The organism is Bradyrhizobium sp. USDA 327, assembly GCF_041262065.1.
GTDB classification, from domain to species: domain Bacteria; phylum Pseudomonadota; class Alphaproteobacteria; order Rhizobiales; family Xanthobacteraceae; genus Bradyrhizobium; species Bradyrhizobium liaoningense.
Window position 1 is genome coordinate 5544276 of the sequence record NZ_JBGCCW010000001.1, and the last position, 14187, is coordinate 5558462.

The window sequence follows — 14187 nt, forward strand, 5'->3', positions numbered from 1 at the left end:
AGCTGTTTGGGATGGCGACGCCGCGCGCCGCCGATTGCACTGAACTATATCTCAAGTTCGACGAAACGGCGCAGCTTGAAGACAAGGTCCGGCATGGCCTGGCGGAACCGCGTTGCATTCTGAAAACTGGTCGAAAACGGCGCGAAGGTGAGCATGGCGTTCCAGTTCCGGTAGCCATAGACCGTGACCGAGACGCCAGAACTCGGGAAACCCTCCAGCTTGCGCAGCTCGCCGAGCACGAGATCGGCGATCGCCTCGGCCGGCAGCAGGCGCTTGCCGTCCCGCGTGGTTGCGATTTGCGCGGGCGGCTCAACCGGCTTCGTGGCAGCCGGCGCGTCATCGGACGCATTCCCGGCTGTGGCCGGTACCGGATCGGAGCTGAGCGTCTCGCCCGGCTCCAATCCATCCGCCGGCACAGTCGGCGGACCATCGGCGAGCGGTGCAAAACTGTCTGCGCGCCTGTTGCCTCCAAGGATGCCGCTGATCATCGCCACAAGGCCAGCGTCCTTCACCTCGTTATTCATTACTCCCCCCGGGACTTCGGTCTACTCTAGCACTGCTCTCGCAGACCACCACCGGCGATGGCACCGGCGGCACGACGTTGGGTCGCGTCACGCCGCTTGCGATCCGCTACCGCTTGTCGAACGGAATATACTGCTGGTACTGCTTCGGCACTGAGCTGCGATAGCGCGCCGGCACGGTGCCGGTATCGATCGAATGATCGATCTCCTGCTGCCGGGTCATCTTCTTCTTCGCAGGCTTCTTCGACGCGCTCTTCCTGGCGTCGGTCGGCTGGCTGGAGCTGTCGGTGGTTGCGCTTGGCGCTGCCGTCGTCGCCGCAGGCGCAGCGGTTGTCGCGGGAGGCGTAGCGGTTCCGCCGGCGGCCGGAGCACTCTGCGCCAGCGCAAGCGGCGTCTGCATCATGAGCAGCAGCGCGGCCGTCGCAGCCGGCAGATATGAATTCTGCATCAGAACCTCCAAAATGCCTGATCCGAATGAAGGCAAGCCTAGTCCCGCGGGATCGAGGCGTGCAAGTTCGTCGAATAGCTCGGAACCCGCGCGCGAACTGTGGTGGAGATCACATTGCCCGCCACCGGCCGCGGTCACGATGCATCTCACCTTGAACGCATCCGACGTCGCGGACACCAACACAGGTATGACCGTGCATCAGACAGTCCAGTGGGAACGCCAAGGCACGGCCGTTCCAATCGAAGGAGATTGAAATGCGTCGCACCATCCTCACGCTTGCATCGTTCGCAACCTTGATCGCCGCGTCATTGTCGGCGGCACCGGCCCAGGCCGCAAACGACAGATATTGCCTGCAAGGCCGCCACTGGGGCTATCCCGGCAATTGCCAGTTCGCCAGCTATCAGCAATGTGCCGCCACGGCTTCCGGAACGTCGGCCTATTGCGGCATCAATCCGCGCTACGCCTACTCGCAGCCGTATTATCACTGACGAGAAGGCGGCGCGCACACCACGCGCGCGCCGCCACAGCCCCGTCCAGAACAGACTGAACGAAACCAGGCTTGTGTTACCCATGTCGCCGGGTTGAGCTATCGGGCAGACAGGCGCCGGCAAGGATACGGTCGTAAGACAGACACGCGAATAGGGGCGTCTAACGATCCGCCGTCGGCGCGAGAGCAAGCACCAATGTTCGCGACGGTCCCATTCTGTGCATTGCACACGTCTAGCCCGCAACCAGGAACCTTTTGGGGGCGAAGCGGTTGGCGTGCGATGGCGTGACCGGAGTACGGCCGCCACTCACGAAGACCGCATGGACGAGTGCCCTGAGCGGCTGTCCTCTGCAGTGTCGTCCTGCGCCCTTGCAGCTGAAATCGGTGCACGCTCAGCGGACGATGGAACAGGGACAGCAAATGAGGCCTGTAGCGCGACAGCCCTTCAAACCACGCACCACCGAAGAACTGATGGCGCTGCTCAGCGCAGTAGCGACTGCAATTCTGACCGTCATCATCATCTCGATGCTCTATTTCGGCCGGGATATCTTCGTGCCCGTTGCGCTGGCTATTCTCCTCAGCTTCGTGCTGGCGCCGCTGGTCGGGATACTGCAGCGCATCCGTGTCCCGCGGGGATTGTCCGTCGTGAGCGTGGTTGTCGTTGCGTTCATGCTGATCTTCGCGATAGGAAGCCTTCTCGCCGCCCAACTGACGCAACTCGCTGGTGACCTGCCCCGATATCAATCGACGATCAGCGAAAAGATCCAGGCGTTTCGGGATACCAAGGCCGGCAGGGGCACGCTGGAGCGCGCTTCCGACATGCTGAAAGACCTCAGCAAGGAACTTGATAAGCCGAAAGACGCCCCATCCGCGCGTAGCCCCGGCATTATCGCGGGCTCGAATACCTCCGCGCCACCGGTACCGGTCGAAGTGCGCCAGCCCGATCCCGGCGCGTTGGAAAGTCTGCGAACCTTGATTTCTCCGCTCATTCATCCGCTCGCGACTACCGGCATCATCATCATTTTCGTCGTATTCATTCTAATTCAACGCGAGGATCTTCGTAACCGCTTCATTCGGCTGGCGGGCTCGTCGGATCTGCAACGAACGACGGCCGCGCTGGACGATGCAGCGAGCCGCCTCAGCAAGCTGTTTCTGACCCAGCTCATCCTGAACGGCGCATTCGGTGTGGTGATCGGCACCGGCCTTTGGCTCATCGGAATTCCAAGCGCGATTCTCTGGGGCATCCTCGCGGCTGCGCTTCGCTTCGTCCCCTATGTCGGCGCGGTCATCGCGGCCGCATTCCCGGTGGCGCTGGCGGTAGCCATCGATCCCGGCTGGTCGATGCTGCTTTGGACTCTCGCTCTGTTTCTCGTCGTTGAACCGATCGTGGGCCATGTCGTCGAGCCGATGGTTTACGGCCGCAGCACGGGGCTTTCTCCCGTTGCCGTGGTCGCTTCGGCAACGTTCTGGACAGCGCTTTGGGGACCGATCGGGCTCGTCCTCGCGACCCCCCTCACGATTTGCCTGGTGGTGCTCGGGCGGCATGTGGAGCGATTGGAATTTCTCGACGTGATGTTCGGAGACCGACCGGCGCTTTCTCCTCCGGAAATATTCTATCAGCGGATGCTGGCGGGGGATCCCACGGAAGCGGCCGAAAAGGCCGAAGAGTTCTTGAAGGAGCGTTCGCTGGCCTCGTATTATGATGAGGTCGCCCTGAAGGGTTTGCAGCTGGCGCAAGCCGACGCCGATCGCCATGCGCTCGACCAGGAACGTCTTACGAAGATTCGCGACGCCGTCAGCGAATTCGGCGCCGATCTTGCCGATCAGGACGACCGGCCGCCGGCGAGGAGCAGTTCAACCACCGATGCTGAAGCATCGTCCGCGGTGGAAGGCGTCGCAGAGAATGCCGCCAATGAACATTTGCCTTACCTCCGCAGAGAAACTCTTCCGCCGGATTGGCAGGGTGAACACCCCGTCCTGTGCGTGGCCGGACGCACGCTGATCGACGAGGCGGCCGCGATCATGCTGGCTCAGATCTCGACTGAGCACGGGCTCGCTGCGCGGGTCGAAGGGGCAGCATCGCTGTCCACGACGAACGTCTTTCGTCTGGATACGACGGGCGTGGCGATCGTTTGCCTGGTCTATCTCGATGCCCGCGCCGCGGCACACATGCGGTACTCCGTCCGGCGTCTGAGGCGGAAATTGCCAAAGGCAACCATCATCCTGGGTTGCTGGGTCAAGGACATTGATCCGGCGGCCCTGGAATTGCTGCGGGAGGGCGCCAAGGCTGACCTCGTTGCAACGAGCATCGGCGAGGCCGTCAGGCTGTGCATCGAAGCGACGGGGGCAAGGGAACAGGGGCAAGAAACAGAGAAGGATAAATCCACAACGGCTGCAGCGTGAGGCTGCGATCGATGCCGGCCTCGAAAGCTGCCCTTATGTGAGTACGCCTGCTACTGCGCGACCCGAGCCGAGGTCGACCTCGCGCCCCAGCGCGAGAGCGCTGATCAGCGAGACCGCTGACATACACCTCCGACGCCGTGACGTTGCGCCTGTCCAGCAGTACGCCGCCCATTCGCGCGGCTATATCGTCACCGGCCTCTCGCGTGTGGTGCAAAGTTGTTACGATAGGCCGAGAACCCGCGGCGCGGGCGCGATTTCGGATTGCTCCGTTCGCAGCAAATCACCACAATCCGCCTCAAAGTTTCACTCCGATTCGCAGGATATCCAGACAAGCAGGCTGAGGACGTCGTGCACAAGGCAGCATTCATCGCATCCGGCCTCTTCATGCTGGTCGCTCCGGCAGTCGCCGCCGACTTGCCGATCAAGGCTGTCAGGGCTCCCGAGCCACTCAATCTTTGGCAGGTCGAGGTCGGCGTACGGTACTGGTACAGCATCGGCCGCACCGCTTACGACTTGCACACCAGCGGCTCGCGATCTTCGCCGGTCATCTCACGGCTCGACTATCACAACATGAGCACGCATTCGGGAGAGGTTTTCTTCCGGATCGACAGCCCCATGAAGTTCTTCGTAAAGGGCTACGGGGGATATGGAGGTATGACCGGCGGCACCATGAACGACGAGGATTTTCCTCCGTTCTTCAACGGGCCGTACACCAAGACGGAGAGCCAGACCCGCGGTTTTCTGGCCTACGCCAACCTCGATATCGGCTATTCCTTTTACGAGTCCCACCCGGTCAATGCGGAGCCGCGCCTTCGTCTGGGTGCCTTCGTCGGCTACCATTACCGCGGCGAACTGGCCGATGCATGGGGCTGTCGACAGACCGTGTCTGGCGGTCAGATCTGCGAAGGTGCCGACGCCCTCGCCGGCAACGTCAAGGTCATCACCGAGCGAGACATCCTGCACAGCGTACGCGCCGGCGCCGTTGCCGATCTCTGGTTTACGCCGGCGCTCAAGCTGACCGTCGATGCCGCCTACACCTATTCCGACGTGAGAGCTTTCGACACGCACTACTTTACCTTCGGCACCGAGCCCTCTCGCGGCTACGGCCATGGCTTCCAGCTCGAGACGGTCATGTCCTATGCTGTGACGCCCAACGCGAATATCGGAATTGGCGCCCGGTACTGGCACACCGGAATCAACGACTTCACCGAGCCTACGAACGGAGGAGCGGGGCAGGCGCAGACCTATCAGGTCGACCGATACGGCACCTTCATCCAGAGCAGCTTCAAGTTCTGAGCGAGGAAGAGCGGGGCCCCGACCAACAGGGACCAAGGATTCGTTCTCTTCGCCTGCGCCCTCACGAGGTCCCGGCAAGACCGGCGTCATTCAGCCGCTTGGCGAACCACACCGCCAATGCCCGGTCGGGCCCGCCGCCGAAATAGACGTCCGACAACATGACGCCGGTTCTATCCAGCACCAGCAGCACGCCGATCGTGTAGGCGAACCAGACATTCGGATCGGTGAGCGCCCGAAGCTTGTGCTCGTCATGCTCCAGCGGCGTATGATTGTTCGCCTTGCGGATCTCGACCGCGAGCAGATTGTTCGGGATCTCGCGCTGATGCACGACGACATCGGGGTAGATCGACTTGCCGAGATGGTCGTCGGTCGAGATGATGGTACCGTGCGGCAGATGCAGCGTGCGCTCGCCGAGCCGGTCGTAGTTGCAATCGACTGACCAGCCCGAAAACTGCTTCTCCAGATGCACGGCGAAGCGGTGGGTGACCGCCCGCTCGCCGATGTCCTTCTCAAACAGGAAACCCTCGTGGGCGTAGAAGTCCTGGAGCGCCGCGATCACCTTATTCAGCTCGGTCTGCATCGTGCCTCCGGGCTCGCGGCGCTCTGTCTGTTGATGTCCTACATCTGGACTTCGATCAGCCGCGGCCCGGGCTCGGCGACCGCTTCGGCCAGCGCCTTGTTGAACTCCTCGGCATTGGTGACGGCGCGGCCTGGCACGCCCATGCCCTTGGCCAGCGCCACGAAATCGAGCGTCGGGCGGTCGAGCCTGAGCATGTCGTTGGCGCGCTGGCCGGGCTCGCCCGCGCCGACATTGTCGAACTCGCCGCGCAGGATCTGGTAGATGCGGTTGGCGAACACGATGGTGACGATGTCGAGGTTCTCGCGGGCCTGCGTCCACAGCGACTGGATCGTGTACATCGCGCTGCCGTCGCCGACCATGGTGATCACCTTGCGATCCGGGCAGGCGATCGCAGCGCCAATCGACAGCGGCGTGGAGAAGCCGATCGAGCCGCCCATGTTCTGGAGCCAGTCGTGCGGGGCGGCTGCCGCCGTCGGCGGGAAGAAGCCGCGGCCGGTGGTCAGGGATTCGTCGACCATGATCGCGTTCTCGGGGATCGCACAGGCGATCGCCTGCGCGATCGAGGCGAAGGTGAGCGCGCCGGTCGGCTTGACCAGTTCCTGCAAAGCCTGCGGCTTGACGTCCCTGGAGCTGGCCTTCACCGCGCCGGCGAGCGCCTCCAGCGCCGCGACCGAATTCTCGCCCCAGGAGGTCATGCGATGGACCTCGCATCCTTGCGGCTTGAGCATGCTCGGCTTGTTCGGATTGGCGAAGAAGGCCACGGGATCGTCGGACTCGACCAGCACGATGTGACGGAACTTGGCCAGCATCGGCAGCGCCTGATCGATGACGTAGTGGATGCGGTCGATCGAGAAACGGCCGCGGCCGCGCGCCATCTTGGGGCGGAAGGTCGGGCCCATCACGGTGCAGCCGGTCTTGCCGGCGATGCGCTCGGCAAGCGCCAGGCCCTGCTCGCTCAGCGCGCTGCCGGTCATCAAGAGCAGCGTGCCCTCGCCGTCGCCATGCAGGATTCTTGCGGCCTGCTCGACCGCCTGCGGTGAATAGCTCGCGCGTTGCTGCTCGGCCGGAACCTCGGCGATGCCGTCGGCCTCGTTCCAGGCGGTGTCGGCGGGCAGGATCAGGGTCGCGATCTGCGGCGGCGCGCTCTTGGCGGCGGCAATCGCCGCGGCACCGTCGGCGGCGACCGATTTGGCATCCGGCGAGGTGCGGACCCAGGACGACATCGGCCGGGCAAGGCCCTCGATGTCGGAGGTCAGCGGCGCATTGTAGCCGATATGGTAGACGGCGTGCTGGCCGACGATGTTGACGATGCCGGAATTGGCCTTCTTGGCATTGTGCAGATTGGCAAGTCCATTGGCGAGGCCGGGGCCGAGATGCAGCAGCGTCGAGGCCGGCGTTCCCTTCATGCGGAAATAGCCGTCGGCAGCGCCCGTCACCACGCCCTCGAATAGGCCGAGCACGCAGCGCATGCCCGGCACGCGGTCGAGCGCCGCGACAAAATGCATCTCGGAGGTGCCGGGGTTGGTGAAGCAGACGTCCACCCCACCCTTGACCATCGTCCGCACCAGGCTTTCCGCACCGTTCATCCCAAAGCTCCCGCAACCGGCCATGTCCAGATATCCGTCCGATCAATCATTGTTCGCGCGTCCCGTCAAAGCAATAGCCGGCATCGCCGCCCTGCCCCGCGTGACGATGCGCCGGTTTGGCTAATGGTTTTCGGCAAATTGTGGTTGCCGATTTGGTAACGCCGATCGTCGAGCATGGCGGCCCTCACGGGCCCGTGGCTTGCGGAATCCCCGCAAATATGGCCTGTGACGTTCATTGAATCGATTTCTTTCTGGGGGAGACAATGATCCGGTTTTTTGCCGCGCCGATTGCCGCCATCGCACTGCTGTCGGCCACGGCGGGTGGCGCGTTCGCCGAAGAGTTCGACACGCGCGACATCATGGGCGGCGGCCCGAACTTCTTCCGTTCCGGCGCCAATCCCGTTCCCCGCACCACCGTCATGTACAACGGCAACTACGCCCCCGGCACGATCGTGGTGAACACCAGGGAGCGCCGGCTCTATCTGGTGCTCCAGAACGGCCAGGCGCTCCGCTACGGCATCGGCGTCGGCCGCGACGGCTTCCGCTGGGGCGGGGTGCACAGGATCACCGCCAAGAAGGAATGGCCGGACTGGACGCCGCCGTCGCAGATGCTGGCCCGCCGGCCCGACCTGCCGCGCCACATGAAGGGCGGCGTCGACAATCCGCTCGGGGCTCGCGCGATGTATCTTGGCTCGACGCTGTACCGCATCCACGGCTCCAACGAGCCGGAGACGATCGGCCAGGCGGTCTCGTCGGGCTGCTTCCGCATGACCAATGACGACGTCACCGATCTCTACAGCCGTGTCGCGGTCGGCACCACGGTGGTGGTGCTGAACAACTGAAGCAAGACCGGGGGCTTGAACGCGGCGGAACCGCAGGGCGCGTGAATTTGCGGACTTGTGTGCGCGGGGCGAATGCGGCAGCGTCGGGCAACGATGAGCGCATTGACTCCGTCCTCGCCTGCCCTTCGCTTCGCCCTATTGGCGCTCGCCGCGTTCATATTGGTGCCTGACACCGCCTCCATGGCCGCCGCGGGCGAATTGCCCGCGGTCTCCTCGCGCCAGCGCGCCGAGAAGAAGAGCTTCACCGACGGCGAGATCATCGAAGGCTTCCTGAAGACGGCATTCGGCGCCGAATATCACCTCGCCGGCCGCGTCGACCGCATTCGCAAGTTCGACGGGCCGGTGCGCGTGTTCGCCGAGAGCGACCGCGCCGACCGCAAGACGCAGCTCGCAAAGGTCGTGGCCGACATCGGCAGGCGCGTACAGCATCTCGACATCGCCATGATCGACACCAACGAAGCGGCGAATGTGCGGGTGAAGCTGGTGCGCGACCGCGACCTCTACCGCACAATCTCGAGCTTCTACGGCGCCGAGAAGGCGCGCGAGATTCGTACCTCGCTCGACCCGCAATGCCTGTCCGGCTTCCGCAAGAACGACGCTTTCGAGATCGAGCATTCCGACGTCATCCTCACCGTGGACAACGGCGATTTCGTCTTCCTCGACTGCGCCTATGAGGAGCTCCTGCAATCGCTCGGGCCCATCAACGACACCGCGAGCGTGCCGTGGACCATGTTCAACGACAACGTCTCGATGGGCTATTTCGACGTCTACGACCAGTACATCCTCAATCTGCTGTACGACCCCCGCATCAAGGCGGGCATGACCGTGGCGGAGGTCAAGGCGGTGCTGCCCGCGGTGCTCAAAGATGTGCGCGCCTGGGTGAAGCGGGTGAATGACCTGAAGGAGTGAGGTCGTTCTTACCCTCCCCTGGAGGGGAGGGTCGGCTCGCATTGAGCGCAGCGAAATGTGAGACGGGGTGGGGTGATCTATCCTCACGGGGACTGCCCGAGTGGAGAGATCACCCCACCCCGCTCGCGCTGGCGCGCGATCGACCCTCCCCCTCCAGGGGAGGGTAAGCACGGCGCCCGCTCCGACCTATTGCACCAGATCAGCCACAATCGTCGCGGCCTTCAGCCCGGTGCCGGTGAGGACCGCGACCATGGTCTCGGTCGCCTTGATGCCGCCAGCGGCTGCGAGCTTGTCCAGTGCCGCCGCCGCGCTGGCGCTGGTCGGCTCGGCGAACAGGCCCTGGCGCGCGAGACGCCGCAAGGCGGCGACGATCTCGTCCTCGGTGAGCGCGACGGTGCCGCCGCCGCTCTCGCGCAAGGCGCCGATGATCTCGCGCAGGCGCAGGGGATTCTTGATCGCAGTGCCTTCGGCGATGGTCTTGTGCACCTCGCGCGCGACGGGCGTATCGACGCCGGCCTTGAAGCTCGCATCGATCGGCGAGCAATTCAGCGGCTGCGCCGCGAACAGGCGCGGCAGCTTCGATATCTGCCCGGCCTTCAAAAGCTCGCGGAAGCCGAAGGCGCAGCCGAGCAGGCTGCTGCCGGCGCCGACGGGAACGATGACGTTGTCGGGTGCGCGGAAGCCGAGATCCTCCCAGATCTCGTAGGCGAGCGATTTGGTGCCTTCGAGGAAGAACGGCTGCCAATTGTGGCTGGCGTAGAAGGTCTGGCTCGACTGGCGGATGGCCTCGGCTTCCGACTCCTCGCGTGGCCCTTCGACGAGTTGCACCTCGGCGCCATAGGCCCTCACCTGCGCGATCTTGGCCGGCGAGGTCGAGGCGGGCGCGAGGATCTTCACGCGCATGCCGCCGGCGGCGCCCAGCCCTGCCATCGACGAGCCGCCATTGCCCGACGAGTCCTCCAGAATGGCATCGACACCGATCTGCCGCAGGAAGGACAGCATCACGGAAGAGCCGCGGTCCTTGAAGCTGCCGGTCGGGTTGAACCATTCGAGCTTGAAGAAGGGCCGCAGGTCACCCCAACCTTGCTGGATCAGCGGCGTGCAGCCCTCGCCGAGCGAGATTGGATTGGCGATCTCGACCGGTAATGCCGCCCGGTAGCGCCAAAGCGACCGCGTCCGGCTATCGATATCCTCGCGCGAGATGCCGGCACCCGGCGTCACCAGCAGCGGCGTGCGCTCGTCCGAGCACCAGCGCGGCGGGTCCAGCGGATAGAGTTTTCCGTTGCGAGGGTCGATGTAGCTGGCGGCGGGCATTGGGGTCTCCAAGACAAGGACGATTCTACGATCGGAACGGATGACACGTTTAGTCCAGGATTCGACGCTGGCCGAGCGAAACGACACAGCCCCTTGAAAAAATGAAAAGTATAAATACTTCAATTCCTTAGCCGATCCCGCCGGCAGTGCGGCGCGCTCGGCCAGCGCGAGCGCCCGGCGCGCAAGGCGAACTCTGCAGGCCCGGTGATGACGGGAATTTGGTCGCAAACCACCGTGCTCGCCCGACACGATTAACTTGTCTGTCGTCGCCGGCCGCTACAATATGTTGGATTGAGCTTGCGCCGCCGCTGTTCCTGTCAGGCAACGCAAGCGAGCCAGGCCCGTCCCAGCGGCGGGCCGTTGGCTTTTTGGGAGCCTGGACATGAGCCGCGCCAACCGTACCGACCACATCCGCCTCACCTCCCATCCGGAGCCGGGCAGGAAGGCCGCCTTTCCGATCCATTGGGGCGCCACTGACGCGCGCGCCCGCGGACCGATCATCGGCACGGTGTCGCGCACCGGGGATCGCAACGTGATCGGCAGCCATGGCGGGTCCTACGCGATGTACCGCGCGCTCGCCGTCTCCGCCGGCGCGCTCGATCCCATCCGGCGCCCCGACCTCACCAACACATTTCCCGCCGCGACCATCGGGCCGTTCCCGCAATGGAGCGATCCCGCCAAAATCGTCGCGCTCGATCCCTGGGGGCATCTCGTCGCCGAGAACTTCCGCCAGGAGATCGCCGAAGGCGCCGATATCCGCCCGAGCATCGCGGTGACGCGGGCGCGGCTCGACCTGCCGGAAATCCGCGAGGCGCTGGCCGCAAAGCGGCTCCGTGCCGACGGCGAGGTCGTGCATGCCAATGGCAGCGTCTCCGTGGTGAAGATCGCGATCGATCCGGTCTGGTACCTGCCGGGGCTTGCCACGCGCTTCGGCACCGGCGAGACCGAGCTGCGGCGTACGCTGTTCGAGCAGACCGCCGGCATGTTCCCGGAGCTGGTAACGCGGCCGGACATGAAAGTGTTCCTGCCGCCGATCGGTGGCACCACGGTCTATCTGTTCGGCGACGTCACCAAGCTGCCGGACCATCGCACCAGGATCACCTGCCGCGTGCATGACGAGTGCAACGGCTCCGACGTGTTCGGCTCCGACATCTGCACCTGCCGGCCCTATCTGATCCACGGCATCGAGGAATCCGCGCGCGGCGCCCAGGACGGCGGGCTCGGGCTCGTCGTCTACAACCGCAAGGAGGGCCGCGCACTCGGCGAGGTCACGAAATTCCTGGTCTACAACGCGCGCAAGCGCCAGGAGGATGGCGATGCGGCCGCCGCCTATTTCGAGCGCACCGAATGCGTCGCCGGCGTCCAGGATGCACGCTTCCAGCAATTGATGCCAGACACGATCCACTGGCTGGGCCTCAAGCGCATCGACCGCTTCCTGTCGATGAGCGACATGAAATACGACGCGCTGACTTCGCAGGGCATCGACATCGTCGAGCGCGTGCCGATCCCGCCGGAGCTGATCCCGGCCGACGCCTATGTCGAGATCGCCGCGAAGAAGGCCGCCGGTTACTACTCGGCCGACATCGCGCCGGAGAAGGACGTGAACGCCGTGGTCGGACGTTCGCTGGAAAAATACTGATCGCGCGATGGCGGACGCATTGGAACTGCAGGCACGCTCGCTGCTCACCGCAAAGGCGGTGCGCGCGCGGGCGGGGCAGATGCTCGATCTCGGCCTTGCCGGCAAGCTCTCACATTTCACGATCGATCTCGACCGCATGGATGGCGTCGCGGAGGCGGTGCTTGCGGTCACGCGCAAGGCCTATCCGACGCTGGATATCCCCTTCCACGCGCGGTGGCGGCATTTTGTGCTTGGCGGCGTCGACCGTTGGGCGCGGCTTGCCGATGCTGCGTCCTGGCCGGATCGCGCCGCGCGGGCGCGCGCGGAGTTCGATCTTGCGATCATCAGCGTGCTGCTCGATGCCGGCGCGGGCGCTGCATGGCGATATCGCGACGCCGTGACCGGCGACGCCATCGGCCGCTCCGAGGGGCTTGCGATCGCAAGTCTCGACATGTTCGCGAGCGGCCTCTTCTCGCGCGATGCGCGTGCTCCATTCCGGGCCGATGCGGATGTGCTCGCAATGCTGCCGCCCGCCGCACTCACATCCGCCTTTCAGGCGAGCGACGCCAATCCGCTGCTCGGCCTCGAAGGGCGCACCGATCTGCTGCGACGACTGGGCAAGCTGGTGAAAGAGCGTGCGGACGTGTTCGGCCTGCACGACACGCCGCGGCCGGGCGGCCTGTTCGATCACATCGCGGCGCAAGCGAATGAGGGCGCCATTGCCGCGCCCGCAATCCTGTCGGCGGTGCTGACCCAGCTCGGACCGATCTGGCCGTCGCGGATCGAGCTCGCCGGCATTCCGCTCGGCGATTGCTGGCGTCATCCCGCCATCACGGCGGACGACGCAACTGCGGGCCTCGTACCCTTGCACAAGCTGTCGCAATGGCTGAGCTATTCGCTGATCGAGCCGCTCCAGCGCGCCGGCTTCGCGGTCACCGACATCGACGGCCTGACCGGGCTGGCCGAATATCGCAATGGCGGACTGTTCGTCGATCACGAGGTGCTGCGCCTGCGCGACGCCGCCGACGCCGAGCTTGCGCATGCGGTGGATTCGCTGCTCGTCGTGGAGTGGCGCGCGCTGACGGTCGCGCTGCTGGATCGTCTTGCCGAACTGGTTCGCGCCAAGCTCGGTCGCACGCCGGAGACCTTGCCGCTCGCCAGCATTTTGGAAGGCGGCAGTTGGGCCGCAGGCCGCGCCATCGCCTTCGCGCGCCGTCCCGACGGCTCGCCGCCGCTCAAGGTGATCAGCGACGGTACCGTGTTCTAACCCTCTCCCCTTGTGGGAGAGGGTGGCTTCGCGAAAGCGAAGCCGGGTGAGGGGTTGTCTCCGCGGGCATATCTCTCGCTTGAGTTCGTGGAAGCAGACCCCTCATCCGGCGCTTCGCGCCACCTTCTCCCACAAGGGGAGAAGGGAAGAAGAGAGCATCCCATCATGGAAGGCGTCACGATCGTCGATCATCCCTTGGTACAGCACAAGCTGACGCTGGTGCGGGACAAATCCATCTCGACCAAATCGTTTCGGGAGCTGATCAAGGAGATCGGCATGCTCCTGTGCTACGAGGTGACGCGCGACCTGCCGCTCGCCGACACCGTCATCGAGACGCCGCTGGCGACGATGCACTCGGCCAAGATCGCCGGCAAGAAGCTCGTGTTCGTGCCGATGCTGCGCGCCGGCACCACCTTCGTCGACGGCATGATGGATCTGGTGCCGACCGCGCGTGTCGCGCATATCGGGCTCTACCGCGAGCCGCACAGCTTTGCCGCGGTGGAGTATTTCTTTAAATCGCCGTCCGATCTCAGCGAGCGCCTGGCGATCGTGGTGACGCCGGTGGTCGCCACCGCCAACACCGCCGTCGCCGCCATCGACCGGCTGAAGGAGCGCGGCGCCAGGGACATCCGCCTCGCCTGCCTGATCGCCGCGCCGGAGGGCCTCGAGCGGCTGCGCGGACTGCATCCGGACGTGCCGATCTGGACGGCGGCGGTGGACGAAGGTCTCGACGAGAACGGGTTCATCCTGCCGGGCCTTGGCGATGCCGGCGACCGCGCTTACGGGACGCGGTAAGCGCTGCACGCACCTATATTGTTCGAGCATGATCTTTTCGGAAAGCCGCTGCACACTTTTCCGGGTCATGCCTTAGGAACAGCTTCCGTCGCGCGATGTTCTCCTGCATTGCGATGGAGAG

At 64.7% G+C, this 14187-nt stretch carries 13 protein-coding genes; 8 read left to right on the top strand and 5 right to left on the bottom strand.

The annotated features are described in order from the left end of the window. Positions 1-44 precede the first annotated feature (44 nt). Both ABIA42_RS26145 and ABIA42_RS26150 read right to left on the bottom strand, forming a co-directional pair. Positions 45-524 (bottom strand): hypothetical protein, encoded by a 480-nt coding sequence (locus tag ABIA42_RS26145; protein WP_271527699.1) that lies wholly within the window; start codon positions 522-524, stop codon positions 45-47. Positions 525-630: 106 nt separating this feature from the next. Then, positions 631-969 carry a hypothetical protein gene (locus tag ABIA42_RS26150; RefSeq protein ID WP_370119745.1) on the bottom strand — a complete coding sequence of 113 codons (339 nt, stop codon included), beginning with the start codon at positions 967-969 and terminating at the stop codon, positions 631-633. Positions 970-1223: 254 nt separating this feature from the next. On the opposite strand from ABIA42_RS26150, the gene ABIA42_RS26155 reads away from it, so the two are divergent. The 3 genes from ABIA42_RS26155 to ABIA42_RS26165 all read left to right on the top strand — a co-directional run bounded on the left by ABIA42_RS26155 (position 1224) and on the right by ABIA42_RS26165 (position 5155). Beyond that, the gene (locus ABIA42_RS26155) at positions 1224-1457 is read left to right on the top strand and encodes a DUF3551 domain-containing protein (RefSeq protein WP_130219155.1); all 234 of its coding nucleotides are present in this window, start codon (positions 1224-1226) and stop codon (positions 1455-1457) included. Between the two features lie 470 nt (positions 1458-1927). Further along, on the top strand, positions 1928-3859 hold the full coding sequence (locus ABIA42_RS26160; protein ID WP_028182142.1) for an AI-2E family transporter: 1932 nt from the start codon (positions 1928-1930) through the stop codon (positions 3857-3859). Between the two features lie 348 nt (positions 3860-4207). Continuing rightward, on the top strand, positions 4208-5155 hold the full coding sequence (locus ABIA42_RS26165; RefSeq protein ID WP_370119742.1) for a hypothetical protein: 948 nt from the start codon (positions 4208-4210) through the stop codon (positions 5153-5155). A 61-nt stretch (positions 5156-5216) separates the two neighbouring features. Here ABIA42_RS26165 and ABIA42_RS26170 read toward each other — a convergent pair whose 3' ends face one another. Together ABIA42_RS26170 and ABIA42_RS26175 are read right to left on the bottom strand one after the other, a co-directional pair. Next, positions 5217-5735 (bottom strand): hypothetical protein, encoded by a 519-nt coding sequence (locus ABIA42_RS26170; RefSeq protein WP_271527703.1) that lies wholly within the window; start codon positions 5733-5735, stop codon positions 5217-5219. Positions 5736-5773: 38 nt separating this feature from the next. Then, entirely contained in the window at positions 5774-7321 is a 1548-nt protein-coding gene (locus tag ABIA42_RS26175; protein WP_370119739.1) for an acetolactate synthase large subunit, read from the bottom strand. Positions 7322-7584: 263 nt separating this feature from the next. On the opposite strand from ABIA42_RS26175, the gene ABIA42_RS26180 reads away from it, so the two are divergent. Both ABIA42_RS26180 and ABIA42_RS26185 read left to right on the top strand, forming a co-directional pair. Continuing rightward, positions 7585-8163, top strand: a complete 579-nt coding sequence (locus ABIA42_RS26180) for a L,D-transpeptidase (RefSeq protein ID WP_271527705.1) — start codon at positions 7585-7587, stop codon at positions 8161-8163. A gap of 93 nt (positions 8164-8256) precedes the next feature. Beyond that, on the top strand, positions 8257-9072 hold the full coding sequence (locus ABIA42_RS26185; RefSeq protein WP_370119735.1) for a DUF2927 domain-containing protein: 816 nt from the start codon (positions 8257-8259) through the stop codon (positions 9070-9072). A gap of 186 nt (positions 9073-9258) precedes the next feature. Here the strand turns inward: ABIA42_RS26185 and ABIA42_RS26190 are convergent, their stop codons facing one another. Further along, positions 9259-10386 carry a pyridoxal-phosphate dependent enzyme gene (locus tag ABIA42_RS26190; protein WP_370119732.1) on the bottom strand — a complete coding sequence of 376 codons (1128 nt, stop codon included), beginning with the start codon at positions 10384-10386 and terminating at the stop codon, positions 9259-9261. 382 nt (positions 10387-10768) lie between these two features. On the opposite strand from ABIA42_RS26190, the gene ABIA42_RS26195 reads away from it, so the two are divergent. The 3 genes from ABIA42_RS26195 to upp all read left to right on the top strand — a co-directional run bounded on the left by ABIA42_RS26195 (position 10769) and on the right by upp (position 14066). Beyond that, entirely contained in the window at positions 10769-12025 is a 1257-nt protein-coding gene (locus ABIA42_RS26195; protein ID WP_370119729.1) for a GTP cyclohydrolase II, read from the top strand. Positions 12026-12032: 7 nt separating this feature from the next. Then, positions 12033-13271, top strand: coding sequence for a URC4/urg3 family protein (locus ABIA42_RS26200; RefSeq protein WP_370119726.1), 1239 nt, complete (start codon positions 12033-12035; stop codon positions 13269-13271). Positions 13272-13436: 165 nt separating this feature from the next. Continuing rightward, positions 13437-14066: a uracil phosphoribosyltransferase gene (gene upp / locus ABIA42_RS26205; RefSeq protein WP_028179165.1), complete on the top strand. Its 630-nt coding sequence runs from the start codon at positions 13437-13439 to the stop codon at positions 14064-14066. Positions 14067-14187: the final 121 nt, after the last annotated feature.

Excerpts from the sequence above, each read along its gene's own strand:
- ABIA42_RS26185 (WP_370119735.1), top strand. The coding sequence starts at position 8,257 with ATGAGCGCATTGACTCCGTCCTCGCCTGCCCTTCGCTTCGCCCTATTG.
- ABIA42_RS26160 (WP_028182142.1), top strand. The coding sequence starts at position 1,928 with ATGGCGCTGCTCAGCGCAGTAGCGACTGCAATTCTGACCGTCATCATC.
- ABIA42_RS26195 (WP_370119729.1), top strand. The coding sequence starts at position 10,769 with ATGAGCCGCGCCAACCGTACCGACCACATCCGCCTCACCTCCCATCCG.
- ABIA42_RS26145 (WP_271527699.1), bottom strand. The coding sequence starts at position 524 with ATGAATAACGAGGTGAAGGACGCTGGCCTTGTGGCGATGATCAGCGGC.
- ABIA42_RS26200 (WP_370119726.1), top strand. The coding sequence starts at position 12,033 with ATGGCGGACGCATTGGAACTGCAGGCACGCTCGCTGCTCACCGCAAAG.
- upp (WP_028179165.1), top strand. The coding sequence starts at position 13,437 with ATGGAAGGCGTCACGATCGTCGATCATCCCTTGGTACAGCACAAGCTG.
- ABIA42_RS26150 (WP_370119745.1), bottom strand. The coding sequence starts at position 969 with ATGCAGAATTCATATCTGCCGGCTGCGACGGCCGCGCTGCTGCTCATG.
- ABIA42_RS26190 (WP_370119732.1), bottom strand. The coding sequence starts at position 10,386 with ATGCCCGCCGCCAGCTACATCGACCCTCGCAACGGAAAACTCTATCCG.
- ABIA42_RS26180 (WP_271527705.1), top strand. The coding sequence starts at position 7,585 with ATGATCCGGTTTTTTGCCGCGCCGATTGCCGCCATCGCACTGCTGTCG.
- ABIA42_RS26175 (WP_370119739.1), bottom strand. The coding sequence starts at position 7,321 with ATGAACGGTGCGGAAAGCCTGGTGCGGACGATGGTCAAGGGTGGGGTG.
- ABIA42_RS26155 (WP_130219155.1), top strand. The coding sequence starts at position 1,224 with ATGCGTCGCACCATCCTCACGCTTGCATCGTTCGCAACCTTGATCGCC.
- ABIA42_RS26170 (WP_271527703.1), bottom strand. The coding sequence starts at position 5,735 with ATGCAGACCGAGCTGAATAAGGTGATCGCGGCGCTCCAGGACTTCTAC.